Here is a 26072-nt window from a genome sequence, read left to right on the forward strand (position 1 = left end):
TTTAGACATGAGGATGATAGGCAAACAGCGCGGGCGCGCCGCCGGTGTGCACAAATAAAATCGGGCCTTCATCCTTAAAGCGTTTCTGCGCAATGCCATCAATAAGCCCGGCCATCGCTTTGCCCGTATAGACCGGATCCAGCAGTATGCCCTCAAGGCGCGCCAGCAGTTTAACCGCTTCCATTCCCTCTTCGTTCGGCGTGCCGTAACCCGGCGCAAAATAGTCGTCCCACAGCAGAATATCGGCCTTTGCCTTCAGCTCCAGCTGCTCTGCCACCGCCTGCTGCAAGCTCACCACTTTGGGTTTCTGATCCGCAACGCTGCGCGATACCGTCACACCAATCAGCTCAACGTCCGGCAGCAGGTGCTCCAGCCCGACGGCCAGCCCAGCGTGCGTGCCCGCACTGCCAGAGGCAACCACCACTGACGATAGGCTCACCGCCCCTTCGCACTGCTGAGCAATCTCCAGCGCGCTTTCCACATACCCCATCGCACCCAGCGCATTCGAGCCGCCCACCGGAATGACATACGGACGAAAGCCCTGTGCTTCAAGGCGTGTGGCCAACTCATCGAGCTGTGCGGTCGGGTCGGTCAACGCATCGACCATTTCAACCTGCACGTTAAAGAGATCTAGCAGCAAACGGTTGCCGTTGGTCAGGTAGTTCTCTGCCCGTGTACCGATTGGGTTTTCCAGCAACGCCACGCAGTGCAGCCCAAGTTTTGCCGCCACCGCCGCCGTCTGGCGAACGTGGTTGGACTGAATCGCCCCTGCGGTGACGAGCGTATCCGCCCCTTCACGCAGCGCGTCAGCCGCCAGAAACTCCAGTTTGCGCAGCTTATTGCCCCCCATCGCCATTGGCGTCACGTCATCACGCTTAATAAAAATATCGCGTCCTAAATAGTCAGAAAATCGCGGCAAATACTCCAGCGGCGTCGGCGCGCCGATAAACTCCAGGCGGGGAAAGCGCGTTAAATTCTGTAGTGACATGGGTTCTCCGGTAACTCAGACAAAATGTGATATTTTTCATTATGCACGCAGACGCGTAAGAAATAAAAAAGGCGCTTTTAAAAGCGCCTTTTTTTAACGTCAAAGACTTATTTGGTGACGTCTGCCCCAAACCACTTCTCAGAAAGCGCTTTCAGGCTGCCGTCTTTTTGCATATCCGCAATGGCGGAGTCGATCGCCTTGACCAGGTCTTCGTTACCTTTACGGACAGCAACCCCGGATTCCTGACGAGAGAACGCATCACCGGCGACCGCCAGGGTGTTGTTGGTTTTCTTCACCAGATCCAGCGCCGCCAGACGGTCAACGAGGATGGCATCGATACGGCCAACGCGGAGATCCTGGTATTTTGTCGGGTCATCATCATAGGTGCGGATATCCACACCCTGAACGTTCTGGCGCAACCACTCTTCGTAGTTGGTTCCCAGACCGACACCGACTTTTTTACCTTTCAGATCCGCGGCCGTTTTGATTGAGCCTTCGTTACCTTTCTTCACCAGCGCCTGGATACCGGAGACGGTGTACGGCGTGGAGAAGTCATACTTCTTCTTACGCTCGTCAGAAATGGTCACCTGGTTAATCACCACATCAATACGTTTGGAATCCAGCGACGCCAGCATACCGTCCCATTTGGTCGGTTTCAGGGACGCTTTCACGCCAAGGTGTTTCGCCAGTTCTTCTGCAAATTCCACTTCGAAACCGGTCAGTTTACCGTCATCACCCTGGAAGCTGAACGGAGGATAGGTTCCTTCCAGCCCGACCAACAGCGTACCGCGCTCTTTCACTTTGTTAAGCAGGTTCTCTGCGGCGAAGGTTTTCACGCTCATTCCCGCGACCAGCGCAACGGCCATAACGCCCATCAGCGCCTGACGACCCAGAAGTGCTAATTTCATAAGTACCCCGATATAGTGGAATTTTTGTGTAGTGTAGAGAAATCGCCTGCAAGGTCAAAGGCGACTGCGCTACATCTTATTCTTTTTTAATATATATCAGAAGTTGTCCCGGCGTGGGCTTTCTGCTTTACCGCCGCCGGCATTTGGACCTTATATTGTGCGTACTTGCGCAGCGCAATACGGTAGTTATTGGTACTGGTCGCAGGCAGCCACGGCTCCAGGTTTTCATCCAGGTAGCCGGTCTTGAGCAGATCGCGGGAAATGTTATTCACGGTCAGATGTTGCCCGAGGCGACGCAGGCGAACCACGTATTCGCGAACGGTCCCGTGACTCATCTCGGTCTGTTCAAACAGGAACTGTTTGAAACCAATAATATCGAAGAAGTCGCTTTGCTCTTTGCAGTGGAGATCGCCACAGAAACGGCAAAGCGCCACCCACTCTTTCTGCTCTTCGAGCCACGCGGCTTCGTCCATCAACGTGTCGAGACGAGAAATCGCAATTTTATTGACGATTTCGCCACGACGAACCAGCGTGATACGATCGAGTAACTTGTTACAGTGGGCGCAATGCGTCTGGCTGTGTTTAAAGTCTTTCAGGTAGCGGCTTAAAGGCCGTCTTTTAGATTGCTGCACCGTCATGATAACTCCTGGTTGTCAATACGTTGTGCGGCATTTTTCAGGTGAATCAATCACCTATAACTTACCCAGCTTGGTTCGTAAGCGTTTGATGGCCTGGCTGTGCAGCTGGCTTACCCGCGACTCTCCCACTTCCAGAACAGCGCCAATCTCTTTGAGATTAAGCTCTTCCTGATAATAGAGGGTTAACACCAGCTGTTCGCGCTCTGGCAAAGCTTCAATGGCTTCCATCACGCGCTGGCGTAAATTACCTTCCATTAAATGGTGTAACGGGTTTTCTTGCTGATGCTCATCCGTCACCAGCTCGATGCTATCGCCATGCTCTTCGCGCCACTCGTCATAAGAGAAGAGTTGGCTATTATTGGTATCGAGCAACATCTGACGATACTCTTCAACAGGAATACCAAGCCGTTCCGCCACTTCCGTTTCCGTCGCGTTGCGTCCCAGTTCCTGTTCCAGCTGCCCCATCGCATGCGCCACTTCGCGCGCGTTGCGGCGAACACTGCGCGGCACCCAGTCCCGGCTGCGCAGCTCGTCCAGCATCGCACCACGAATACGCTGAACTGCGTAAGTGGTAAATGCCGTTCCTTGCAGAGCGTCGTATCGGTCAACTGCATTCAATAACCCGATACCGCCCGCCTGTAGCAGATCGTCCAGTTCCACGCTCGCCGGCAAACGCACCTGGAGGCGCAATGCTTCGTGACGCACCAGCGGGACATAACGCTGCCACAGCGAGTGTTTATCCATTACACCTTCAGCGGTATAGAGTGAATTCACGATAAACAGCCCTGCGTTAGTTGAGTTATCGGCATGATTATCCGATTCTGCAGGGCGTTCAATTGGATGAAAAAGGGGGATAAAGTGAGGTTATTCTGAGGTTGCCCACAACAGGGGCAACTTTTTTCGCTAAATTAACAGTTGTAACAATGAAAGATCGTCGCCCAGCTTGACGCTCTCTATATGTTGATGAAAGAGCTTTCCCGCTTCCTGATTATGCTGGCTCAGGGAGTGGAAACTGTAAATAACATCAATAATATTATCTTGTTCAATTTTCCCCGCCACGATGGCCTGCCCGGCCAGTAACGATTTCAGGAAATAGAACTCCGCCACGATTAAATAAAGATTATTCAACATGCTGCGGCCATTGTTTTGCGGGAAGCCCTGCTCCCAGAGTTTATATTTAAAAAAGTTCTTAAATACATAGTCATGGGTCGCTAAGTAGCTGTCCGCCGCATCGCGCCAGACGGACTCGATGTTTTCCATGACCTGTTCTGCCGGTACGGTATCACTGACAGACTCAAATTGTTGATACAGCTGGGTAAAATAACGGTTCAATACCGCGCCTCCGCGGGCGCCTGCTTTCTTGGTAAAATAACTCTGAATCAGCGAGATTAAGGCGAATTTCAGGTTGTAGTTCTGATTAAAACCGCTTAACTCCGTTTTGATTTTACCGCTCACAAGCTCATTCACCAGCGAAAAATAAACCGTTTCGAGCGTGCCGATATTTTCGGATAGATTGTCGAGCTTTTCAGCCACCATCAGGAATTTTACTACAGCGTAAACCTGCTCTTCAACGGAAACCGTCTCAACGCTGAATATATTCAGACAGAAGAGATTGATGACTTTTGCCTTGAGATCAATCATCGGCGCATTATTGACGTCCTGCTGGACGCTGATGGATTCCATCATCGACATGGAGTCCCGGTCATTCAACAGCAGTCGGGTCACTTCCGGACACGAGAGATTGAGCGATTTTTCGATGTCATTTTTATAGACCCGGTTTGTCCGCGGGAACGTCGAACAAGTTGGGCTTAAGGCCTGGACACCCATCACGCTGTGAATAGTGCAGAGCTTTTCGGTATCCATAAACGGGCAATTTTTGCTTTCCGTATGGAAAATCACTTCGCCCCAGTGGCCATAGTGTTTTTTGGTGACTTTTATCGCCGTTTTCGCCGTCTGACGAATCGCGGCATTTTTACTGTTCAGATAGCGGTTAACGGAGGATTTATCAAATGAGATGGTCCAACCCTGACAACAATGTTCACGGCATTCCCCACCGACACATGAAAAATCTGCGACCAGTTTAGGCTGGGTAATAACGATCTGTTTCACAGGCGGATCCTCAAATAGCAGAGATAAAAAAACCCCGCCGAAGCGGGGTTTCGTGCGTAAAATTAACGCAGCAGAGACAGCATAGTCTGAGGAACCTGATTCGCCTGAGACAGAACTGAAGTACCGGCCTGTTGCAGGATCTGGGAACGAGACATGTTAGAAACTTCTGTTGCGTAGTCAGCATCCTGGATACGAGACTGCGCAGCAGATAAGTTATTCACTGAATTGTTCAGGTTATTAATGGTTGACTCCAGACGGTTTTGAATTGCACCCAGGTTACTACGTGCACCGTCAACTTTTTTCAGAGCATCGTCAACTGCAGTAACAAATGCTTGTGCTTTGGTATTGTCACCCAGGTCAATTGAACCGTCTGATTTCAGCGCAGTGTTCAGATCAGAAGAAGTTGCTTTGATCAGTGCATCTTTAGTAATTTTAATGGTGTCATCTGTTGTTGCACCTGCCCCCACCTGGATGGTGACATCTGCATCATTGAACAGTTTTTTACCGTTGAAGGTTGCAGAGTTAGCCAGACGATCAATTTCTTCCAAGCGCTGGGTTATTTCAGCTTCAATTGAATCAATGTCAGTGGTGTCATTCGTGCCGTTCGCGGCCTGGACGCTAAGTTCACGAACACGCTGCAGGTTGGTGTTGATTTCGTTCAGATTGCCTTCAGCAGTCTGAATTAAAGAAATACCGTCGTTTGCATTACGAGATGCCTGGTTCATACCTTTGATTTGGGCATTCATACGGTTCGCGATCGCCTGGCCGGCAGCATCGTCTTTTGCGCTGTTGATACGCAGACCAGAGGACAGACGCTCGATCGCAGTACCCAGGGAAGACTGAGATTTATTCAGGTTGTTCTGAGTAGTGAGAGACAACAGATTAGTATTGATAACTGCCATAATTTTAATTCCTTCCAATTAGTTTCAAGAGTCGGTGCCTCAAGCTCTCGGCGTTGCTCACCGTCAACAAGGTTATCGACGACCTCTGGAAAGACTTTAGAATCAATTTCAAAAAAAAAACATCCGTCTGATTTTTATAAGAAATAAATCATACATCTCGTATACCTAACAGCTAATTGGATGTTTATTTAACCTATAACCATATCTTTTTTAGTACCACTGGCTTGCCATGATTAGCTTACGCCAACGGCAATCCATTCATTTAGCACTCTTCGATGCTGCTATTCGTCGGATACTTTTTTTTATTGACCGGTAAACTTTTGTCTCAAGAGGCCGATAACTGTCGTGAACGATTTCTTCGCATTGAAAAGGATATGAATATGGCGACTATCAGTAACCTCGGCATAGGTTCTGCTGGACTTGGAGATTTATACAATCAGTTAGAAGCGGCAGAGAGAACCAAACTTACTACAATCACAACACAGCAATCGAATTATAATGCACAACTTAGCGCCTACGGAAAATTGCAGAGCGCGATGACATCTCTGCAAACAGCAACTGCAGCACTGGGTAAAACAGCGACCTGGAACTCTACTTCTGTTGGTAGCACCAATACTGCGTTTACTGCAACCACCACTTCCGAAGCATCTACCGGTGCTTTCGTTGTTAATGTTAACAAATTGGCGCGTGCACAGGCTCTTTCTACAGGATCCTACTCGACAAATACCGAGAAATTAGGCGACATAACGGGTACAACCCGTAAGGTCACCATTACGCAACCAGGGACAAAAGATCCACTTGTAGTCGAACTTTCTGATGCAGATACCTCAATCCAGGGGATTGCAAATGCAATTAATAAAGCCAACGGTAACGTCACGGCGAGTGTGATTAAGGCGAAAGAAGGTGACTACCGCTTAATGTTGACCTCTAAGTCAACCGGCACAGATGGTGAGATGACAATTAGCGTTAACGGTGATGATAAACTGCAAGCAGCGATTGGCTATGACTCGACAAATAAAACCGGCGCCCTGGTTTTGAAAACACCAGCGCAGAATGCTGTAGTTGTAGTTAACGAAATCGAAATTGAGCGTCAGTCCAATACCATTACCGACGCTTTGCCCGGTGTCACATTCGCGCTCAAGGCAGAAAGTAAAGAAGATGAAACTCTTAATATTGACCGAGCCACTGACATCAACCAGAAAGCGATTAGCGACTGGGTTACAGCTTACAACTCACTGCAATCGACGATCACGTCACTGACAAAGTATGTCGCCGTCGACCCAGGTTCAAAATCTCAGTCTAACAGTAACGGAGCTCTTGTTGGTGATGCGAATGTACGTGGAATTCAGTCGCAACTTCGTGGACTTCTGACACAAGTTCAAAGTGGTTCCGTGCAAATCATGGCACAGTTGGGTATTACGCAGGATCCAACTAAAGCCGCAGATGGCAGCACGGGGAACCTGAAAATTGATGCCGAAAAACTTACAAAGGTTTTGACAGATAATCCTGATGCTGTGCAGCAATACTTTATCGGCGATGGAAAAACAACCGGGCTTGCTACACAGATGAGCAAAACGCTGGATGCAATGTTAAGTACAAGTATCGGAAAAGCAGGTGTCATCCAAAACGCTAAAGATGGAATCAATAAAACCCTGAAAAGCCTTGGGGAGCGATATGAGTCAATGGAAGCTTCCATTGAAGCGACTATGGCACGTTATAAAGCACAGTTTACGAGCCTTGATGTAATGATGACAAAAATGACAAATACAGCCAATTATCTTACTCAGCAGTTTTCACAGCGTTAGAATGTGTTTCAGGAGTAAAGTATGTATAACACATCAGGTGTTCAGGCATATCAACAAGTAGGGCTTGAAAGCGCAGTAATGAATGCAAGCCCTCACGAGTTGATAGTCATGTTGTTCGATGGAGCGCTTAGCGCTCTTGTTCGGGCTCGCCTGTTTCTTGAGTCCGGACAAATCGCTCAAAAAGGCGAAACGCTTTCAAAAGCGATTGCGATTATAGATAACGGATTAAAAGCCGGTCTAAACATGGAAGTCGAAAGTGAATTACCAGGCAACCTCGCTGCTTTATATGACTATATGGTTCGACGTTTGTTATATGCAAATTTACGCAACGACATAGACGCAATTGTTGAAGTCGAGGGTTTATTAAACAACATTGCGGATGCGTGGAAGCAAATCGGCCCCAATGCGTCCTCTATTTCAGGATAATTTTGATGAATACTCCCAGCGCAGCGCTTAGCCACTGGCAGGCGCTACATGCTCAGAGCATTGCTATGCTAAATCTTGCACATTCTGGCCAATGGGATGCGCTTATCGAGCAGGAAATGCATTACGTACAATTGGTGGAAAGGATTTCTCAAACGCCCATCATGTCATGCCCTCCGGCTCAGGTTGAGCAAGCGCGTGCGCTGCTGGAAATGATCCTCGAGAATGAGAATGCGCTAAAGGCGTTGCTGAAAGTCCGCATGGACGAACTGCGCAGCCTCATTGATCAAACCGGTAAACAGCAATCCATCACATCAACCTATGGAAAGCTGTCAGGGAATATTCTTTATCCAGAAAGTTTGACCCGCGACACACAATTATGATTTCTTCATCCATACTCCAGAAGTCAGCCAAACGGCTTCTGGAGCACGGACGATGAAAAACCCCACCCTGTTACAATGCTTTCACTGGTATTACCCTGCAGGCGGTGAATTGTGGCGAGAAGTCACGGCATTAGCCCCCAATCTTAACGAAATCGGCATCAATATGATCTGGCTGCCGCCAGCCTATAAAGGCGCATCGGGCGGTTACTCGGTCGGGTATGATTCTTACGATCTGTTTGATCTCGGTGAGTTTGACCAGAAAGGCAGTGTTGCCACCAAATACGGTGATAAAGCCCAGCTTCTGGAAGCCATTGATGCGCTCAAAAGTAATAACATCGCGGTGCTGCTGGACGTGGTGGTTAACCACAAAATGGGCGCCGATGAGAAAGAGCACGTTCGCGTTCAGCGTGTGAACGAACAGGACCGCACGCAAATCGATGATGAGATCATCGAGTGCGAAACCTGGACCCGCTACACCTTCCCTGCCCGCGCCGGACAGTATTCGCAGTTCGTCTGGGATTACAAATGCTTTAGCGGCATCGACCACATCGAAAACCCCGATGAGGATGGCATCTTCAAAATCGTCAATGACTACACCGGCGAAGGCTGGAACGATCAGGTCGATGACGAAATGGGTAATTTCGACTATCTGATGGGCGAAAATATCGATTTCCGTAACCATGCCGTGACGGAGGAGATCAAGTACTGGGCGCGCTGGGTCATGGAACAAACCGGCTGCGACGGATTCCGCCTGGATGCGGTCAAACACATCCCCGCCTGGTTCTATAAGGAGTGGATTGAACACGTCCAGGAAGTGGCAACGCAACCGCTGTTTATCGTCGCGGAATACTGGTCGCACGAGGTGGATAAACTGCAGGCGTATATTAATCAGGTCGAGGGTAAAACAATGCTGTTTGATGCCCCCCTGCAGATGAAATTCCACGAGGCCTCGCGTCAGGGGCGGGACTACGACATGAGCCAGATTTTCACCGGCACGCTGGTGGAGGCCGATCCGTTCCATGCGGTGACGCTGGTTGCCAACCATGACACCCAGCCGTTGCAGGCGCTTGAAGCCCCGGTGGAAGCCTGGTTTAAACCGCTGGCCTACGCTCTGATCCTGCTGCGGGAAAATGGCGTGCCGAGCGTGTTTTATCCCGATCTCTTTGGCGCCAGCTATGACGATACCGGGGGAGACGGTGAAACTTACCACATTGATATGCCGGTGATTGAGCAACTGCACGAGCTGATCCTCGCCCGTCAGCGCTTTGCCCACGGCGTGCAGACGCTGTTTTTTGACCACCCTAACTGCATCGCATTCAGCCGCAGTGGCACAGAAGAGGATCCCGGTTGCGTGGTGGTGATGTCCAACGGTGATGATGGCGAGAAAGTGATCTGCCTTGGGGAAAACTACGGGAACAAAACCTGGCGTGATTTTCTCGGCAATCGTGAAGAAACGGTCACCACCGCAGCGGATGGCGAAGGAACATTTACCTGCAAAGGCGGAAGCGTGAGCGTGTGGGTGATTGAGGATGCATTGTAGAAACAATGCCGGGTGGCGGCTTCGCCTTACCCGGCCTACAAAAGCACCGTCCCGTAGGCCGGGTAAGCGTCAGCGCCACCCGGCAACAAACAGCTACGGTAGCTTACTTTCCAGCGGATTTTTGCTCAGGTAATCGGCACACTCCACCGTTGGGCGATCGACCTTCTGCAGCTCCATGCCATCATACTCCAGCACCGAGCCACCACGCTCCAGCGGGTAGATATCCAGCTTGCTGGTTACGTTGTAATAGCTGTCTGAACGCAGCATGATTTTACCCGGCACGGCAATCACGCGCTGCCATTGACGGCAGTCCAGCGTATCGCCCTCCTCCGTCACCACCAGCGTGGCAATCGCCTCCGGGCTGACCATTTTGCTCTGCGGCCCTTTTGACTGCCAGTATCCCGCCAGATGTGCCGGAACAGGATGTTTGATCACATCCTTGTAGCTATCAACCTGTACGCACCCGGTGAGTGCCAGCAGCGCGCCAGCAATTGCTATTTTTTTCATCATCTTTCCTGCATTCGAAGAAAAAAATATTGTGGCATTAAAGCGCTAAGGCTGCCAGCGAAGATCGTCCAGGTCTTAGACCTGCATCCCCATGACTTCCTGATACGCAGACACCAGCTTATTACGCACCTGGATCCCCATCTGCAGAGAGACCGAGGCTTTTTGCAAATCGGTCATCACATCGTTCAGCGCCACGCCAGGTTCACCGAGGGTGAACTTCTCGGCCTGGGTACGCGCGGCGGTCTGGGTATCGCTGATACGGTCGAGCGCAGCATGCAGTTGCCCGGCAAAGCTGATGGTCGGCTGCTGTTCTGCCACATTCTGATTACGGGCCGTCATCGCGGTTGCCTGCAGCTGACTGATAACCCCTTCAATACCCTGTATAGCCATGACTCTCCCCTGGATGGTTTTTTACGCGGTCAAGACTAACAGCTTGTCAATAAGATAATGGCGGTAAATAGCGATAAAAAACCAGGTTATTTGGCCCATAGAAAATCACGAATCATCAAATAATGGCTGGGCCATCAATATGGAACTTTTGTCGTGTTTGCCGACCCGGGAGTCAGTTTTGTTTCTCTACACGAATAACGTAAACCACCAGGATTTAAGAGGTGCGCAATGAGTGCAGCAGCATCGACAGCGCCGCAGAATAAATCACTCGAGTGGATGAACCGCCTTCGCGCGAATCCTAAAATCCCGTTGATCGTGGCAGGCGCTGCCGCAATTGCGATCCTTGTAGCGATGGTGTTGTGGGCGAAAAGTCCTGATTACCGCACGCTTTACAGCAACCTTTCCGATCAGGATGGCGGCGCCATCGTCACCCAACTGACTCAAATGAACATCCCTTATCGCTTCGCCGATAACGGGGGTGCGCTTGAGGTACCGGCAGATAAAGTCCATGAACTCCGTCTGCGCCTGGCGCAGCAGGGCCTGCCGAAGGGCGGCGCGGTGGGTTTTGAACTGCTGGATCAGGAAAAGTTCGGTATCAGCCAGTTCAGCGAGCAGGTGAACTACCAGCGTGCGCTGGAAGGTGAGCTGGCCCGCACGATTGAAACATTAGGCCCGGTGAAGAGCGCCCGCGTGCACCTTGCCATGCCTAAACCGTCCCTGTTTGTCCGCGAACAGAAATCCCCGTCGGCTTCCGTCACCGTCAACCTTGAACCCGGCCGGGCGCTGGATGAAGGGCAAATCAGTGCGGTCACGCATTTAGTCTCCAGCGCCGTCGCCGGTTTACCGCCGGGTAACGTCACGCTGGTTGACCAGAGTGGTCACCTGCTGACCCAAAGCAATACCGCCGGGCGCGATCTGAATGACGCGCAGCTGAAATATGCCGCCGATGTGGAAGCGCGCCTCCAGCGCCGCATCGAAGCGATCCTCGGCCCGGTTGTGGGTAACAGCAACGTCCATGCCCAGGTTACCGCGCAGATCGACTTCTCTAATAAAGAACAGACCGAAGAGCAGTACCGCCCGAACGGCGATCCGGCTCAGGCAGTGATGCGCTCTCGCCAGGTTAACGAAAACGAACAGGTTGGCGGTGCATACCCAGGCGGCGTGCCGGGCGCACTCTCTAACCAGCCTGCCCCGGCTAACGCGGCCCCTATTTCCACGCCGCCGGCTAATCAGCAGAACGGTCAGCAAAATCAGCAGACCACAACCTCGACGGCCAGCAATGCCGGTCCACGTACCAGCAGCCGTAACGAAACCACCAACTATGAAGTGGATCGGACTATCCGCCACACGAAACTGAACGTGGGTGATATTCAGCGTCTGTCGGTGGCCGTCGTGGTGAACTACAAAACGCTGCCGAATGGCAAACCGCTGCCGCTGACGGCAGAGCAGATGAAGCAGATCGAAGACCTGACCCGTGAAGCGATGGGTTACTCCGAGAAGCGTGGCGATAGCCTCAACGTGGTGAATTCACCGTTTAACCCGGTAGATGAGACCGGCGGTGAGCTGCCGTTCTGGCAACAGCAGGCGTTTATCGATCAGCTGATGTCTGCAGGACGCTGGCTGCTGGTGCTGATTGTCGCCTGGCTGCTGTGGCGTAAGGGCGTTCGTCCTCAGTTGCAGCGTCGTGCAGAAGCCGAGAAAGCGGCTCGCGAACAGATGAACGCGCGTCAGGAAGTGGAAGAAGCGGTTGAAGTCCGCCTCAGCAAAGACGAACAGATGCAGCAGCGTCGTGCTAACCAGCGCATGGGTGCTGAGGTCATGAGCCAGCGCATTCGCGAAATGTCAGATAACGATCCGCGCGTCGTGGCGCTGGTCATCCGCCAGTGGATGGGTAACGAACATGAGTAATACGCTTACGGGCACCGATAAAAGCGTCATCCTGCTGATGACCATTGGCGAAGATCGTGCGGCAGAGGTGTTTAAACACCTCTCCCAGCGAGAAGTACAAATTCTGAGTGCGGCCATGGCCAACGTGCGTCAGATCTCCAACAAACAGCTGACCGAAGTGTTGTCGGAGTTTGAGCAAGAAGCCGAACAGTTTGCAGCGCTCAACGTCAACGCCAACGACTATCTGCGCTCCGTGCTGGTCAAGGCGCTGGGCGAAGAGCGTGCCGCCAGCCTGCTGGAGGACATTCTCGAAACGCGCGATACCGCCAGCGGGATCGAAACGCTCAACTTTATGGAGCCGCAGAGTGCCGCCGACCTTATTCGCGACGAGCACCCGCAGATTATCGCCACCATCCTGGTTCACCTCAAACGTGGTCAGGCAGCCGATATTCTGGCGCTGTTCGAAGAGCGCCTGCGTCACGATGTGATGCTGCGTATCGCCACCTTCGGCGGTGTCCAGCCAGCGGCGCTGGCGGAGCTGACCGAAGTGCTGAACAACCTGCTCGACGGCCAGAACCTCAAGCGCAGCAAAATGGGCGGCGTGAGAACGGCGGCGGAAATCATCAACCTGATGAAAACGCAGCAGGAAGAAGCCGTTATTACGGCGGTTCGCGAATTCGACGGCGAGCTGGCGCAGAAAATTATCGACGAGATGTTCCTGTTCGAAAACCTGGTCGAAGTGGACGACCGCAGCATCCAGCGCCTGCTCCAGGAAGTGGACTCCGAGTCGCTGCTTATCGCCCTCAAAGGTGCCGAACAGCCGCTGCGCGAGAAGTTCCTGCGCAACATGTCCCAGCGTGCGGCAGATATCCTGCGCGACGACCTTGCCAACCGTGGCCCGGTGCGTCTGTCTCAGGTGGAAAACGAACAGAAAGCGATCCTGCTCATCGTTCGTCGTCTGGCAGAAACCGGCGAGATGGTAATTGGCAGCGGAGACGACACCTATGTCTAATGAGCTGCCGTGGAAGCGCTGGACGCCTGACGATCTGGCCCCTGCCCTCTCTGAATTCACCCCGGCTGTAGTAGCGTCGCCCGAGGAGGGCGACACCGACGTCGAGGCGCCTGAACTGAGCGAAGAAGAACAGCGCACGCAGATGCTGGCGCAGTTACAAATGCAGGCGCATGAGCAGGGTTTTAATGCAGGTCTGAATGAAGGCCGACAGAAAGGCCATGACCAGGGTTATCAGGAAGGTCTGGCGAAAGGGTTAGAACAGGGTATTGAGCAGGCGCGCCAGCAGCAGGCGCCTCTCCATGCCCGTATGCAGCAGCTGGTCAGCGAGTTCCAGCACACCCTGGATGCGCTGGACAGCGTGATTGCTTCCCGGTTGATGCAGATGGCGCTGGAAGCGGCCCGTCAGGTAATTGGCCAGACCCCGGCGGTCGATAATTCAGCGCTGATCAAACAAATTCAGGGCCTGCTGCAGCAAGAGCCGTTGTTCAGCGGGAAACCGCAGCTGCGCGTTCATCCGGACGATCTCCAGCGCGTGGAAGAGAGTCTCGGTGCCACGCTGAGCCTGCACGGCTGGCGTCTGCGCGGTGACCCGTCGTTACATCACGGCGGATGCAAAGTCTCCGCCGATGAAGGCGATCTGGATGCCAGCGTCGCCACCCGCTGGCAGGAACTGTGCCGCCTGGCGGCACCGGGAGTCGTCTGATGACCGCACGCCTCACTCGCTGGCTCAACACGCTCGATAACTTTGAAACGAAGATGGCGCAACTGCCATCTGTTCGTCGTTATGGCCGCCTGACCCGCGCCACCGGTCTGGTGCTGGAAGCCACCGGCCTGCAGTTGCCTCTGGGGGCCACCTGCGTGATCGAGCGTCAGGATGGGCAGGAAACGCGAGAAGTGGAAAGCGAAGTGGTGGGCTTTAACGGCCAGCGTCTTTTCCTGATGCCGCTTGAAGAGGTGGAAGGCATTCTGCCCGGCGCGCGCGTCTATGCGAAAAACATCATCGGCGATGGTCTGCAAAGTGGTAAGCAACTCCCGCTCGGCCCTGCCCTGCTGGGCCGCGTGCTGGACGGCAGCGGTAAACCGCTCGACGGCCTTCCCGCCCCGGACACCACCGAAACCGGCGCGCTGATCACCCAACCGTTTAACCCCCTGCAGCGTACCCCGATCGAACATGTTCTTGATACCGGTGTGCGCCCGATCAACGCCCTGCTGACCGTCGGTCGCGGCCAGCGTATGGGGCTGTTCGCCGGCTCAGGGGTGGGTAAATCGGTCCTGCTCGGCATGATGGCCCGTTACACCCAGGCCGATGTGATCGTCGTGGGGCTGATCGGTGAACGTGGTCGTGAAGTTAAAGACTTCATTGAAAACATCCTGGGTGCGGAAGGCCGCGCCCGCTCGGTGGTCATCGCCGCCCCGGCGGATGTCTCCCCGTTGCTGCGTATGCAGGGGGCAGCCTATGCCACCCGTATCGCCGAAGATTTCCGTGACCGAGGCCAGCACGTGCTGCTGATCATGGACTCCCTGACCCGTTACGCGATGGCGCAGCGTGAAATCGCGCTGGCCATCGGTGAGCCACCGGCCACCAAAGGCTATCCGCCGTCGGTCTTTGCCAAACTCCCGGCGCTGGTTGAACGCGCAGGGAACGGCATTAGCGGCGGTGGCTCCATTACCGCGTTTTATACGGTGCTGACCGAAGGCGACGACCAGCAGGACCCGATTGCCGACTCTGCGCGTGCGATCCTCGACGGTCATATTGTGTTATCGCGTCGCCTGGCCGAAGCCGGACACTATCCGGCCATTGATATTGAAGCATCCATCAGCCGCGCAATGACGGCACTGATTACCGAGAAGCACTACGCCCGCGTGCGTAACTTCAAACAACTGCTCTCCAGCTTCCAGCGCAACCGCGACCTGGTGAGCGTGGGAGCGTATGCCAAAGGTAGCGATCCCATGCTCGACAAAGCGATTAGCCTGTGGCCGCAGCTGGAGGCCTTTTTGCAACAAGGCATATTTGAACGTGCCGACTGGGAAGATTCGATTCAGGCTCTGGAGCTGATTTTCCCGCAGGTGTAACACAGGTGGAGGGCGACGGTCATGGCGCAAAACAGCGCGTTATCAACGCTGAAAGATCTGGCTGAAAAAGAAGTTGATGATGCCGCATTGCAGCTTGGCGCAATGCGACGCGGGTGCCAGCAGGCTGAAGAGCAGTTGAAGATGTTAATCGACTATCAGCATGAGTATCGCACCAACCTCAATACCGATATGACACAGGGCATTGGAAGCCAGCGCTGGATTAACTATCAGCAGTTTATTCAGACGCTGGAGAAGGCGATAGAACAGCATCGCCAGCAGCTTCAGCAATGGACCCAAAAAGTCGACACCGCGCTGAATTTCTGGCGCGAGAAGAAGCAGCGACTGCAGGCCTGGCAGACCTTACAGGACCGGCAGATTGCCGCGGCGACGCTGGCGGAAAACCGCCAGGATCAGAAAAAAATGGATGAGTTTGCCCAGCGCGCATCAATGAGGAAACCGGAATGATCACACTGCAACAACTGCTGATGACCGACAGCGACCTGTCAGGCGGCATGCAAACGGGGAAAGGCACCGACGGTGCGCAAGACTTTCTTTCTCTGCTGGCGGGCGCGTTAACGGACGCCAGCGGTCAGGGCAAAGATGCGCCGCTGACGCTGGCCGACCTGAAGGCGGCTGGCAGCAAGCTGTCAAAGGTCGCGAAGGACGCCGGGGGAGAGTCCACCCTGCAGGCGAAAATTGCCGATCTGCTCGCGCGTCAATCCACGCAGGCTGGCGATGAAACGGCGCAGACGACGCCGCTACAAACGCTGGTCTCCGGGCTGATGCCTGCCGCTAAGGGCGATGCCCTGAAGACGTTGACCACGGCGAATAGTGCCGATAACAGCAAAACCGAACTGAGCGAAGAAGAGCTGGCGGGCTTAAGCGCGCTGATGGCCATGCTGCCGCACCAGCAGACCTCCACGCCGGTCACGGCGAAAGGCGCGGGCAGTGATGGACTCAAAGCAACGTCAGCCCTGGCCGCCACGACGCTTACGCAAAACGGCACGTCTGCACACGCACTGGGCAGCGCCCTGACGGGTAAGGATAACGCGCAGCCGTCTTTCGCCGGGCAGGCGCAAAACGTTGATCCGTCCCTGCCGGCCAACACACCAGCGACGCCAGCGCTCGCCGTCGCGGCCGAGAAACAGGATCTTGCCAGCGCGTCTTCGTCTTCAACACCAACCGCCACCCTGGCGCCGATTGTCTCCAGCCACGCCACCGCGCAGCCTGTCGCAACCGTTGCCACTGCTCCGGTGCTGAGTCAGCCGCTCGGCACCCACGAATGGCAACAGAACCTGAGCCAGCACATCACGCTGTTTGCGAAGCAAGGACAGCAAACCGCAGAGTTGCGCCTGAACCCGGAAGATCTGGGCCAGGTGCACATTTCGCTGAAGCTGGATAATGACCAGGCGCAGCTGCAGATGGTGTCTGCGCACGGCCACGTGCGTGCTGCACTGGAAGCCGCCCTGCCGGTACTGCGTACGTCACTGGCGGAAAACGGCATTCAGCTTACGCAGAGTAGCGTCAGCAGCGAGAGCTTTGCCGGGCAGCAGCAGTCTTCGTCCCAGCAGCAACAGCAGGCGTCGCGTTCCGGCCAACATGGCGGATTTACTGAAGAGAGCGATGAGTTGCTGCCGACCCCGGCAGCCCTGCAATCCGCTGCGAGCGGCAACCGCGCCGTAGACATCTTCGCCTAAACGCCAGAGGTAGCGTGATTATCCCCGTCTTTTCCACGCTTTGACGTCAGCCGGACACGGGATAATCACCATATTAAGCTGTACCGAAACAGGAAGCTCGTATCAGATGACTGACTCCGCGATCACCAAAAAAAGTAAGCGTTCCATCTGGATCCCGCTGCTGGTGTTAATCACGCTCGCCGCCTGCGCTACCGCGGGCTATAGTTACTGGCGCATGCAGCAGAAACCTTCTACTGCTGCGGCCAAAGCCGAACTGCCACCTCCGCCGGCACCGGTGTTCTTCCCGCTGGATACCTTCACCGTCAACCTCGGTGATGCGGATCGTGTGCTGTATGTCGGCATCACGCTGCGCCTGAAAGATGAAGCCACCCGTTCCCGACTGAACGATTACCTTCCGGAAGTGCGCAGCCGTCTGCTGCTGCTGTTCTCTCGTCAGGACGCTTCAACGCTTGCCACCGATGAAGGTAAGCAAAAGCTGGTCGACGCTATTAAGCAAACGCTGGCGACCCCGCTGGTGAACGGCCAACCTAAGCAGGAAGTCACTGACGTTCTGTATACAGCCTTTATTCTGCGGTAACGACATGGGCGACAGTATTCTTTCTCAGGCAGAAATCGATGCGCTGCTCAACGGCGACAGCGATAAGAGTGATGATCCGCAACCGGGCATTGGCGGCGATAGCGATATTCGTCCCTATGACCCGAATACCCAGCGTCGCGTGGTACGTGAACGTCTGCAGGCGCTGGAGATCATTAACGAACGTTTTGCACGTCAGTTCCGTATGGGGCTGTTTAACCTGCTGCGTCGTAGCCCGGATATCACGGTCGGTGCGATCCGCATTCAGCCGTATCATGAGTTTGCCCGCAACCTGCCGGTGCCAACCAACCTTAACCTGATCCATTTGAAACCGCTGCGCGGCACAGGTCTGGTGGTGTTTTCCCCAAGCCTGGTGTTCATTGCGGTGGATAACCTGTTCGGCGGCGACGGGCGCTTCCCGACCAAAGTAGAAGGTCGTGAATTCACCCACACCGAACAGCGCGTCATTAACCGCATGCTGAAACTGGCGCTGGAGTCATACAGCGACGCGTGGAAGGCCATTAACCCGCTGGAAGTGGAGTATGTGCGTTCTGAGATGCAGGTGAAATTTACCAACATCACCACCTCTCCGAACGACATCGTCGTCAACACACCATTCCACGTGGAGATCGGTAACCTGACCGGCGAGTTCAACATCTGCCTGCCGTTCAGCATGATCGAACCGCTGCGCGAGCTGCTGGTCAACCCGCCGCTGGAGAACTCACGTCATGAAGATCAGAACTGGCGTGAAAACCTGGTGCGCCAGGTCCAGCATTCACAGCTTGAACTGGTGGCGAGCTTTGCCGATATTCCGCTGCGGTTATCCCAGATCCTGAAATTACAACCCGGTGACGTTTTGCCGATAGAAAAACCCGACCGCATTATTGCCCATGTGGATGGTGTCCCCGTGCTGACAAGTCAGTACGGCACAATTAACGGCCAGTATGCGTTACGCGTTGAGCACTTGATCAACCCGATTTTGAATTCGCTGAATGAGGAACAGCCCAAATGAGTGACATGAACAATCCGTCCGATGAAAACAGCGGAGCACTGGACGATCTGTGGGCTGACGCGTTAAACGAGCAAAAAGCGACCCCGGCCAAAAGTGCAGCGGATGCCGTCTTCCAGCAGTTAGGCGGCGGTGATGTCAGCGGCACGCTGCAGGACATCGACCTGATTATGGATATCCCGGTTAAGCTGACCGTTGAGCTGGGCCGCACCCGCATGACCATTAAAGAACTGCTGCGTCTGACGCAGGGTTCCGTCGTGGCCCTCGACGGTCTGGCCGGTGAGCCGCTGGATATCCTGATCAACGGGTATCTGATTGCTCAGGGTGAAGTGGTGGTCGTGGCCGATAAATACGGCGTGCGTATCACCGACATCATTACCCCGTCTGAGCGCATGCGTCGTCTGAGCCGTTAAGAATGAAAACCCAGGCAACAGTATCACAACCTTCCGCCGTTCCCGGCTCACCGCTGCTCCAGGTGAGCGGTGCGTTGCTCGGTATTATTGCCTTTATTCTTATCGCCGCCTGGCTGGCGAAGCGTTTTGGCCTGGCGGGTAAAACCGCCGGGACGCGCGGTCTGAAGGTCAGCGCCAGTACAACACTGGGGCCACGCGAGCGCGTGGTCATCGTAGACGTTGAGGACGCGCGGCTGGTGCTGGGCGTCACCGCGTCAAACGTCAACGTTTTACATAAACTGCCGCCCGCCCCTGCTATCAGTGATGAGCGTGCAGAAACCCCTGCGGATTTCCAGTCCGTCATGAAGAGCTTGCTTAAGCGTTCCGGGAGATCCTGATGCGCCGTTTGTTATCCCTGACGCTCGCGGGCGTTGGCCTGTTTGCTCCTGCGGTTTATGCGCAACTGCCCGGTCTGGTTTCAACCCCTCTGGCGGGCGGCGGACAAAGCTGGTCGCTCCCGGTTCAGACGCTGGTGTTCATCACCTCGCTGACCTTTATTCCGGCGATCCTGCTGATGATGACCAGCTTTACCCGCATCATCATTGTCTTTGGCCTGCTGCGAAATGCGCTGGGTACCCCTTCCGCCCCGCCGAACCAGGTGCTGCTGGGCCTGGCCCTGTTTTTGACCTTTTTTATCATGTCGCCGGTCATCGACAAGATTTATACCGACGCCTACCAGCCGTTCAGTGAAGATAAAATCTCCATGCAGGAGGCGCTGGAGAAAGGCGCGCAGCCGCTGCGTGAATTCATGCTGCGCCAGACGCGCGAAGCGGATCTGGCTCTCTTTGCCCGCCTTTCCAACACCGGGGAGCTGCAGGGCCCGGAAGCCGTGCCGATGCGCATACTGCTGCCTGCGTACGTCACCAGCGAGCTGAAAACCGCCTTCCAGATTGGCTTTACCATCTTTATTCCGTTCCTGATTATCGATCTGGTGATCGCCAGCGTACTGATGGCGCTCGGTATGATGATGGTACCGCCAGCCACCATTGCCCTGCCCTTTAAGATCATGCTCTTTGTGCTGGTCGACGGCTGGCAGCTGCTGGTCAGTTCGCTGGCGCAGAGTTTCTACAGTTGAGGAGCGCGCAATGACGCCAGAATCGGTCATGATGATGGGCACGGAAGCGATGAAAATCGCGATTGCCGTTGCCGCGCCTCTGCTGCTTGTCGCCCTGGTGACCGGTCTGATCATCAGTATTCTGCAGGCCGCCACGCAGATTAACGAAATGACGCTCTCGTTCATTCCGAAAATCATCGCCGTGTTCGTGGCAATCATTGTTGCCGGGCCGTGGATGCTCAATCTGCTGCTGGACTACATGCGTAACCTGTTTACCAATCTGCCGTACATCATCGGCTGACGCGACGATGCTCCATTTTACCAGCGACCAGTGGATTCAGTGGCTTGGGGTCTATTTCTGGCCCATGCTGCGCATCCTGGCGCTGATCACCACCGCCCCGATTCTGAGCGAAAAAGCGATCCCGAAGCGGGTCAAAGTGGGGCTGGGCATCATCATCACCATCATCGTTGCCCCTTCCCTGCCTCCGGTGAATATTCCGATCTTCTCGGCCAATGCGGTATGGGTGGCGTTGCAGCAAATTCTGATTGGCGTCGCGGTTGGTTTTACCATGCAACTGGCCTTTGCGGCCGTGCGCACCGCCGGGGAACTGATCGGCCTGCAGATGGGGCTATCGTTCGCCACGTTTGTCGACCCCGGCAGCCACCTCAACATGCCGGTGCTGGCGCGCATTATCGATATGCTGGCGATGCTGCTTTTCCTGTCATTTAACGGCCATCTGTGGCTCATCTCCATGCTGGTGGACACCTTCCACACGCTGCCGATTGGGGAAAACCCGGTTAACAGCAATGCGTTCCTGGCACTCACCCGCGCCGCAGGGCTGGTGTTCCTCAACGGATTGATGCTGGCGCTGCCGATCATCACCCTGCTCCTGACCGTGAACCTGGCGTTGGGTTTACTCAACCGCATGGCCCCGCAACTGTCGGTGTTCGTCATTGGTTTTCCGCTGACGCTGACGGTGGGAATTTTATTAATGTCATTGCTAATGCCACTTATCGCCCCCTTCTGTGAGCATTTATTCGGCGAGATATTCAACCTGTTAGCGGATATTGTCAGCGAGCTGCCACGTAAATAATAGTCCTCACAGTTGATATTGTCTTTCTGAGGATATTCCTAAAATAAAACACGAAAAACATCTTCCAGGATATATCTGACGCGGTTTAATTGTTTCTAACCACCTCACAATACTTAATATTTACTTTACTTTAAGATGATTCCTGGCAAATTATACGTAACTTTACGGGATAGTGAGTCCGCCTGAAAGTCTTTGTCATGCTCACAGGTTTATTAATTTTTTCCATCCCGTATGGCTGTTTATGAGCTCTCAGGCAGATGGTGAATTATCGTTACGCATTGAGTGAGGGTATGCCATGTCAACGATCATTATGGATTTATGCAGCTACACCCGGCTAGGGTTAACCGGGTATCTGGCAAGCAGAGGGGTAAGAAAGAGAGACATCAACGACGCACACACCGTTGAGGAGCTCGCAGCCGCTTGTGATGAACTCAAACCAGGCGTGGTGTTTATTAATGAGGACTGTTTCATTCACGATCCAGCCAACAGTCAGCACATTAAGCAAATCATTAATCAGCATCCTAAAACCCTGTTTATTGTTTTTATGGCGATCGCAAATATCCATTTCGATGAGTATTTGTTGGTCCGTAAAAATTTATTGATCAGTTCTAAATCGATAAAACCAGAGTCGCTGGATGACATTCTGGGGGATTATTTGAATAAGGAAGTTAAGAATGTAGGAGCGGTTAACTTACCCACCCTATCATTAAGCAGAACTGAATCAAGCATGCTGCGAATGTGGATGGCCGGGCAAGGAACGATTCAAATTTCAGACCAGATGAATATTAAAGCGAAAACCGTTTCGTCACATAAAGGAAATATTAAAAGGAAGATTAAAACCCATAATAAGCAAGTGATCTACCACGTTGTCCGCCTGACCGATAATGTGACGAACGGGATTTTCGTCAACATGCGTTAGTTGCATAAGACCTTGAGTACCCTACACGATCTCTGGCCTGGCCAGAGATTTTTGCTTTTACGGGCGCTGTCGGGCATGCACCCGGGCACCCGACGCTGTATTACTCCGCTTTCTCCACAAAGATGCCATCCGGATGCCCCAGTTCGTTAAAGAACCAGATGCCGAGCGGGTAGTCTTCCAGTGATACCAGATACATTGTACCTTCACTAAACTCTTCAATTGCCAGTACCACCCCCGGGCGGCGCGGTCCACCGTCCGTTTTGACAGTAACCCGATCGTTAACCTTCATACGTTCCTCCTGTGGTTTTGAGCCAGTGTAGAACAAAACGCAAAATCACACATCGCCACGGCGCGCGAATGGCGTTTTTGTGTTCAGTCTATAATCAATGTTGGACACGGTTGAATGAGGACCCCGAAATGAAGACCGATAAAGAGTACAGCGACACCATCAAACGCGAGGTCGAAGTGGATGTCGATGCCCTGTTGGCCGCCATCAATGAGATCAGTGAGTCAGAAGTTCGTCGTACGGATGACAACTCTGACCGGGTCATCGTCAACGGAAGGGATTATCACACCTACCGTGAACTGGCCGAGGCCTTCGAGCTTGATATCCATGACTTTAGCGTGTCTGAAGCGAATCGTTAAGGCGAAAAAAATCCCGGTCATGGGGATGGCCGGGATCAAACTTGCTTATGCAAGAAGCACTTGAAAATTCGTTACACCAGGAAATCTGATGTAGTCGAAACACTATCCTCAACGATTTTGCCTGACAAGCATATATTCTCGTGGCGAATATTATATTTTCTAAACGTGAATTTTTGTTATGAGCAGCAAGGTACGTCGAATGCGGGTTTGGCGGGATCGGTTCCGCGCGTTTCCCTTCCGACAGTCCTATTTTTTTAGGAATATTCTTAGATGAAGCGCTATTCGCAATCGGGAGCTGCACGGCCTTCCCTGCAGGACACCCTGCTGGTTTTTTCCGACCTGGATGGTTCGTTGCTGGATATTCATACCTACGCCTGGCAGCCGGCAATGCCCTGGCTGGATAAGCTGCAGGATTTTCAGGTACCGCTCATTCTGTGCAGCAGCAAAACCGCAGCGGAGATGCAGGATATTCAGCAGGATCTGGGCCTCGAGGGGTTACCCTTTATTGCCGAAAACGGCGCAGTCATCCAACCCGATGTCCGTTGGGAAAAGGCGCAGCGCCATACTATGGGAATGCTTCACCGCGACATTCGCCCGTTCATCGAGCAAATCCGCCTGCAGGCAGGGTATAAATTCACCACCTTTGACGATGTCGATGACCGGGTGATCGGCGAATGGACGGGGCTGAGCCGCTATCGTTCCACGCTTGCGCGTAAACATGAAGCCTCTGTCACGCTCATCTGGCGCGACACCGATGAGAAAATGGTGCAGTTTGAAGAGGAGCTGGCGCAGCGCGGTCTGAAATGCCTGCAGGGTGCCCGCTTCTGGCACATTCTGGACGCCCGCTGCGGAAAGGACGTGGCGGTGAACTGGCTGATTGCGCAGTATCGCGAACAGGAAGGCATGATGCCCACAACGCTTGGGCTGGGCGATGGCCCGAATGATGCGCCCCTGCTCGACAGCGTCGACTTCGCGGTGGTGATCAAAGGCATTAACCGCCAGGGCATCACGCTGCGCGACGATAACCCTGCCCGGGTGTATCACACGCAGCAAGCAGGACCGGCGGGCTGGCATGAAGGGCTGGATCACTTCTTGTCCTGATCGTCCCACACCACCTGGTTGCGGCCGCGCTGTTTTGCCAGATACAGCCGGGCATCCGCAATCGACTGCAGTTGTTCGAAGTCGTAATTCCCCTTCTCCTGCGCGCAGCTGACCCCCATCGACGCGCTGATACGCAACGTCGTGCTCTTTTTCACCAGGAGCTCTTTGCTGTCGATGCGTGAGCGTATGCGTTCCGCCACCGCTCTCGCCTCCTCCAGCCCGATACCCGGCAGGACCACGCAAAACTCTTCCCCGCCCACGCGCCCGGCAACGTCGTTCTTACGCAGGGCGCTGGCAATCAGCCCCGCCGCATGAGACAGCACCTTATCTCCGGCCTGATGGCCGAAGCGGTCATTGATGCTTTTAAAATTATCGAGATCGATCTGGATAACCGAGAACGGCAGCGACTGCGCCTGACATTGCCCGGCCAGCGCTTTTGCCCGCTCGAACAGCGCCCCACGGTTATGGAGGCGGGTGAGCGGATCGTGCCAGGCCTGCCACTGCAACGAGTGCTGGAGCGTGTACATGTTGCTGACCATCCGGCGGATCACCAGCCAGGAGATCAGCAGCATAGCGGTGAAGAGCGCCCACAGCAGCGCCAGCACGATACTGATGCTGCCGAAGTCGCCTTTTACGCCTTCATGCAGGGTATGGACCCGCAGGATAACCCCGTCAAAATGGTCGAGCCGCTCCCAGCTGACAAAACGGCTGCCGAGCCGGATCCCGCCGCCGGTATTGCTCTCAATAGCATGGGCAATCTGTGCCGTTTCACGCTCATCAAAATGGTTGGCCTCGCTTGTGGACGCTTCAGAAGAGGCAATCATATTGAGCCGGGTATCATACAGCTGATATTCGCCCTCGGCGTGGTCATCCGTCGCGTCGGCCAGCATCCGTTTCATGGTATTGAGAGAAAAATCCATCGCCACCACGCCGTACCAGTAATGGTCAAAATAGATGGGTACGCTGGCGGTGATCATGCGCTCGTTGCCCGTCCAGGTTGACGGCGAGGTGATAAACCACAACACCGCGCGCGCACGGTTGTTACGTTCCGTTTGCTGCGTAAACCAGGGCTGGGTCACCAGATGGTAATAGCGCGGGATAATATCGGCAGTCTTTGTCGCTGTCTCCGTGGAGAGGTAAAACCCGGCGCGGGAGACATAGACCACCCGTTCTTCGCTGCGCATGACCGGTGAGGCCAGCCTGAGCAAATACCCCACTTCAAGCGCAGCAGACACTTCATTATCGAGAAGTTCATCGTCGCGATTAAGCAGCGTGGTCTTTTCAACAAAGGCATCCGATACGCCGTTGATGGGCAGCGTACGTTTTGTATCCACGGCAAGTTGCCAGAAAGGACGAGACCGGTCTGCATTGAAGCGTGTCACCGCTGCACGCAGGACATCAAACGCCAGCGGTGTCTGGAGCGCATCGCGCATGCTCTGGCGAAAAAAAAGCAGTTTGTCCACGCTGAACTGAAGCTGTCTGTCCAGCGACGTGGCCACTGTTTCCAGATGGTTGCGCTGGCTTGAGATATAGGCATCTTCCAGCACCACCACTTCACGCCAGGTGAGGAGGGTCGAAAAAACCAGTACCACCAGAAAACAGAGATTAACAATCGCACCTGGATTGCTACGCTTATGCAGCCATTGCAGAAAAGTTCGTCTTACAACAAAAGTATCACGCTGCACACATACTCCCTGATCGCTTCCTTACACCCGATACTTGATATAAAAACGCCCGGCAAGGCCGGGCGTTAAGTGATTAAGCCTTGTCACGCTTTTGCCGCCCGTCACCCGGCTGAAGCTCATCTTCACGAAACGCTTCCCGCTTGATGCTGTAACCGTCATGCCACCGACACTCCACCATTCCGCTGGAATAGCCGGTGACAATCATACGTGGGCCGCCCTTCTTAGGCTTAACTTCATCACTGACCAAAAAGACCATACCTGCCTCCTGTATCAGGGT

Annotated in this window: 30 protein-coding genes and 1 pseudogene; 20 read left to right on the forward strand and 11 right to left on the reverse strand. The window is 54.0% G+C overall.

Going from position 1 to position 26072, the window contains the following annotated elements:
• Nucleotide 1 precedes the first annotated feature (1 nt).
• The 6 genes from dcyD to AC2FAK_RS04380 all read right to left on the reverse strand — a co-directional run bounded on the left by dcyD (nucleotide 2) and on the right by AC2FAK_RS04380 (nucleotide 5545).
• Nucleotides 2–988 carry a D-cysteine desulfhydrase gene (gene dcyD, locus AC2FAK_RS04355; protein WP_045903203.1) on the reverse strand — a complete coding sequence of 329 codons (987 nt, stop codon included), beginning with the start codon at nucleotides 986–988 and terminating at the stop codon, nucleotides 2–4.
• Nucleotides 989–1095: 107 nt separating this feature from the next.
• The gene (tcyJ, locus tag AC2FAK_RS04360) at nucleotides 1096–1896 is read right to left on the reverse strand and encodes a cystine ABC transporter substrate-binding protein (protein ID WP_013096020.1); all 801 of its coding nucleotides are present in this window, start codon (nucleotides 1894–1896) and stop codon (nucleotides 1096–1098) included.
• A gap of 86 nt (nucleotides 1897–1982) precedes the next feature.
• On the reverse strand, nucleotides 1983–2534 hold the full coding sequence (gene fliZ / locus AC2FAK_RS04365) for a flagella biosynthesis regulatory protein FliZ (protein ID WP_013096019.1): 552 nt from the start codon (nucleotides 2532–2534) through the stop codon (nucleotides 1983–1985).
• A gap of 54 nt (nucleotides 2535–2588) precedes the next feature.
• Nucleotides 2589–3308 (reverse strand): RNA polymerase sigma factor FliA, encoded by a 720-nt coding sequence (locus AC2FAK_RS04370; protein WP_013096018.1) that lies wholly within the window; start codon nucleotides 3306–3308, stop codon nucleotides 2589–2591.
• A gap of 129 nt (nucleotides 3309–3437) precedes the next feature.
• Nucleotides 3438–4643, reverse strand: a complete 1206-nt coding sequence (gene fliB / locus AC2FAK_RS04375) for a flagellin lysine-N-methylase (protein WP_095452736.1) — start codon at nucleotides 4641–4643, stop codon at nucleotides 3438–3440.
• 62 nt (nucleotides 4644–4705) lie between these two features.
• Nucleotides 4706–5545 carry a flagellin N-terminal helical domain-containing protein gene (locus AC2FAK_RS04380; RefSeq protein WP_008500336.1) on the reverse strand — a complete coding sequence of 280 codons (840 nt, stop codon included), beginning with the start codon at nucleotides 5543–5545 and terminating at the stop codon, nucleotides 4706–4708.
• A 380-nt stretch (nucleotides 5546–5925) separates the two neighbouring features.
• On the opposite strand from AC2FAK_RS04380, the gene fliD reads away from it, so the two are divergent.
• The 4 genes from fliD to amyA are packed head-to-tail and all read left to right on the forward strand — an operon-like array spanning nucleotide 5926 to nucleotide 9696.
• Complete coding sequence (fliD, locus tag AC2FAK_RS04385) at nucleotides 5926–7350, forward strand: flagellar filament capping protein FliD (RefSeq protein WP_095452737.1); 1425 nt, start codon at nucleotides 5926–5928, stop codon at nucleotides 7348–7350.
• Nucleotides 7351–7371: 21 nt separating this feature from the next.
• Nucleotides 7372–7776, forward strand: coding sequence for a flagellar export chaperone FliS (fliS, locus tag AC2FAK_RS04390; protein ID WP_008500333.1), 405 nt, complete (start codon nucleotides 7372–7374; stop codon nucleotides 7774–7776).
• A gap of 5 nt (nucleotides 7777–7781) precedes the next feature.
• The gene (gene fliT, locus AC2FAK_RS04395) at nucleotides 7782–8156 is read left to right on the forward strand and encodes a flagella biosynthesis regulatory protein FliT (RefSeq protein ID WP_045285399.1); all 375 of its coding nucleotides are present in this window, start codon (nucleotides 7782–7784) and stop codon (nucleotides 8154–8156) included.
• A gap of 52 nt (nucleotides 8157–8208) precedes the next feature.
• Nucleotides 8209–9696: an alpha-amylase gene (gene amyA, locus AC2FAK_RS04400; RefSeq protein WP_095454571.1), complete on the forward strand. Its 1488-nt coding sequence runs from the start codon at nucleotides 8209–8211 to the stop codon at nucleotides 9694–9696.
• Nucleotides 9697–9789: 93 nt separating this feature from the next.
• On the opposite strand, the gene yedD is transcribed toward amyA, so the two are convergent.
• The gene (gene yedD, locus AC2FAK_RS04405; RefSeq protein WP_095454572.1) at nucleotides 9790–10203 is read right to left on the reverse strand and encodes a lipoprotein YedD; all 414 of its coding nucleotides are present in this window, start codon (nucleotides 10201–10203) and stop codon (nucleotides 9790–9792) included.
• A gap of 75 nt (nucleotides 10204–10278) precedes the next feature.
• Nucleotides 10279–10593 carry a flagellar hook-basal body complex protein FliE gene (fliE, locus tag AC2FAK_RS04410; protein ID WP_013097729.1) on the reverse strand — a complete coding sequence of 105 codons (315 nt, stop codon included), beginning with the start codon at nucleotides 10591–10593 and terminating at the stop codon, nucleotides 10279–10281.
• Between the two features lie 228 nt (nucleotides 10594–10821).
• Here fliE and fliF point away from each other — a divergent pair, with 228 nt between their 5' ends.
• The 14 genes and pseudogenes from fliF to rcsA all read left to right on the forward strand — a co-directional run bounded on the left by fliF (nucleotide 10822) and on the right by rcsA (nucleotide 22364).
• Nucleotides 10822–12501, forward strand: a complete 1680-nt coding sequence (fliF, locus tag AC2FAK_RS04415; protein WP_023619799.1) for a flagellar basal-body MS-ring/collar protein FliF — start codon at nucleotides 10822–10824, stop codon at nucleotides 12499–12501.
• The gene (gene fliG, locus AC2FAK_RS04420; protein ID WP_008500327.1) at nucleotides 12494–13492 is read left to right on the forward strand and encodes a flagellar motor switch protein FliG; all 999 of its coding nucleotides are present in this window, start codon (nucleotides 12494–12496) and stop codon (nucleotides 13490–13492) included. Before fliF ends, fliG begins: the two co-directional genes overlap by 8 nt.
• The gene (gene fliH / locus AC2FAK_RS04425; protein ID WP_013097731.1) at nucleotides 13485–14195 is read left to right on the forward strand and encodes a flagellar assembly protein FliH; all 711 of its coding nucleotides are present in this window, start codon (nucleotides 13485–13487) and stop codon (nucleotides 14193–14195) included. Before fliG ends, fliH begins: the two co-directional genes overlap by 8 nt.
• A complete protein-coding gene (fliI, locus tag AC2FAK_RS04430) occupies nucleotides 14195–15565 on the forward strand; it encodes a flagellar protein export ATPase FliI (protein ID WP_013097732.1) in 1371 nt (456 codons plus the stop codon). Before fliH ends, fliI begins: the two co-directional genes overlap by 1 nt.
• A 21-nt stretch (nucleotides 15566–15586) precedes the next feature.
• The gene (gene fliJ, locus AC2FAK_RS04435; protein WP_013097733.1) at nucleotides 15587–16030 is read left to right on the forward strand and encodes a flagellar export protein FliJ; all 444 of its coding nucleotides are present in this window, start codon (nucleotides 15587–15589) and stop codon (nucleotides 16028–16030) included.
• Complete coding sequence (gene fliK, locus AC2FAK_RS04440; RefSeq protein ID WP_095454573.1) at nucleotides 16027–17262, forward strand: flagellar hook length control protein FliK; 1236 nt, start codon at nucleotides 16027–16029, stop codon at nucleotides 17260–17262. Before fliJ ends, fliK begins: the two co-directional genes overlap by 4 nt.
• A gap of 106 nt (nucleotides 17263–17368) precedes the next feature.
• Complete coding sequence (gene fliL, locus AC2FAK_RS04445) at nucleotides 17369–17839, forward strand: flagellar basal body-associated protein FliL (RefSeq protein WP_014832480.1); 471 nt, start codon at nucleotides 17369–17371, stop codon at nucleotides 17837–17839.
• Between the two features lie 4 nt (nucleotides 17840–17843).
• The gene (fliM, locus tag AC2FAK_RS04450; protein WP_013097736.1) at nucleotides 17844–18848 is read left to right on the forward strand and encodes a flagellar motor switch protein FliM; all 1005 of its coding nucleotides are present in this window, start codon (nucleotides 17844–17846) and stop codon (nucleotides 18846–18848) included.
• Nucleotides 18845–19258: a flagellar motor switch protein FliN gene (gene fliN, locus AC2FAK_RS04455; RefSeq protein WP_008500318.1), complete on the forward strand. Its 414-nt coding sequence runs from the start codon at nucleotides 18845–18847 to the stop codon at nucleotides 19256–19258. Before fliM ends, fliN begins: the two co-directional genes overlap by 4 nt.
• A 2-nt stretch (nucleotides 19259–19260) precedes the next feature.
• Complete coding sequence (fliO, locus tag AC2FAK_RS04460; protein WP_057072415.1) at nucleotides 19261–19635, forward strand: flagellar biosynthetic protein FliO; 375 nt, start codon at nucleotides 19261–19263, stop codon at nucleotides 19633–19635.
• The gene (fliP, locus tag AC2FAK_RS04465) at nucleotides 19635–20372 is read left to right on the forward strand and encodes a flagellar type III secretion system pore protein FliP (protein WP_013097738.1); all 738 of its coding nucleotides are present in this window, start codon (nucleotides 19635–19637) and stop codon (nucleotides 20370–20372) included. The genes fliO and fliP overlap by 1 nt, the downstream gene beginning before the upstream one ends.
• A gap of 10 nt (nucleotides 20373–20382) precedes the next feature.
• Nucleotides 20383–20652: a flagellar biosynthesis protein FliQ gene (gene fliQ / locus AC2FAK_RS04470; RefSeq protein WP_008500315.1), complete on the forward strand. Its 270-nt coding sequence runs from the start codon at nucleotides 20383–20385 to the stop codon at nucleotides 20650–20652.
• A gap of 7 nt (nucleotides 20653–20659) precedes the next feature.
• Nucleotides 20660–21461 (forward strand): annotated as a pseudogene (gene fliR, locus AC2FAK_RS04475) (flagellar biosynthetic protein FliR).
• 279 nt (nucleotides 21462–21740) lie between these two features.
• On the forward strand, nucleotides 21741–22364 hold the full coding sequence (gene rcsA / locus AC2FAK_RS04480) for a transcriptional regulator RcsA (protein WP_013097740.1): 624 nt from the start codon (nucleotides 21741–21743) through the stop codon (nucleotides 22362–22364).
• Between the two features lie 100 nt (nucleotides 22365–22464).
• Here rcsA and dsrB read toward each other — a convergent pair whose 3' ends face one another.
• On the reverse strand, nucleotides 22465–22653 hold the full coding sequence (gene dsrB, locus AC2FAK_RS04485) for a protein DsrB (RefSeq protein WP_013097741.1): 189 nt from the start codon (nucleotides 22651–22653) through the stop codon (nucleotides 22465–22467).
• 128 nt (nucleotides 22654–22781) lie between these two features.
• On the opposite strand from dsrB, the gene yodD reads away from it, so the two are divergent.
• The gene (gene yodD / locus AC2FAK_RS04490) at nucleotides 22782–23009 is read left to right on the forward strand and encodes a YodD family peroxide/acid resistance protein (protein WP_013097742.1); all 228 of its coding nucleotides are present in this window, start codon (nucleotides 22782–22784) and stop codon (nucleotides 23007–23009) included.
• A 270-nt stretch (nucleotides 23010–23279) separates the two neighbouring features.
• Nucleotides 23280–24110, forward strand: a complete 831-nt coding sequence (locus AC2FAK_RS04495) for a mannosyl-3-phosphoglycerate phosphatase-related protein (protein WP_095454574.1) — start codon at nucleotides 23280–23282, stop codon at nucleotides 24108–24110.
• On the opposite strand, the gene dgcQ is transcribed toward AC2FAK_RS04495, so the two are convergent.
• Nucleotides 24095–25795 (reverse strand): cellulose biosynthesis regulator diguanylate cyclase DgcQ, encoded by a 1701-nt coding sequence (gene dgcQ / locus AC2FAK_RS04500; protein ID WP_095454575.1) that lies wholly within the window; start codon nucleotides 25793–25795, stop codon nucleotides 24095–24097. The genes AC2FAK_RS04495 and dgcQ overlap by 16 nt on opposite strands.
• Before the next feature lie 73 nt (nucleotides 25796–25868).
• Entirely contained in the window at nucleotides 25869–26051 is a 183-nt protein-coding gene (locus AC2FAK_RS04505; protein WP_013097745.1) for a YodC family protein, read from the reverse strand.
• Nucleotides 26052–26072 lie beyond the last annotated feature (21 nt).

Source organism: Enterobacter cloacae complex sp. 394F7 (genome assembly GCF_057320385.1).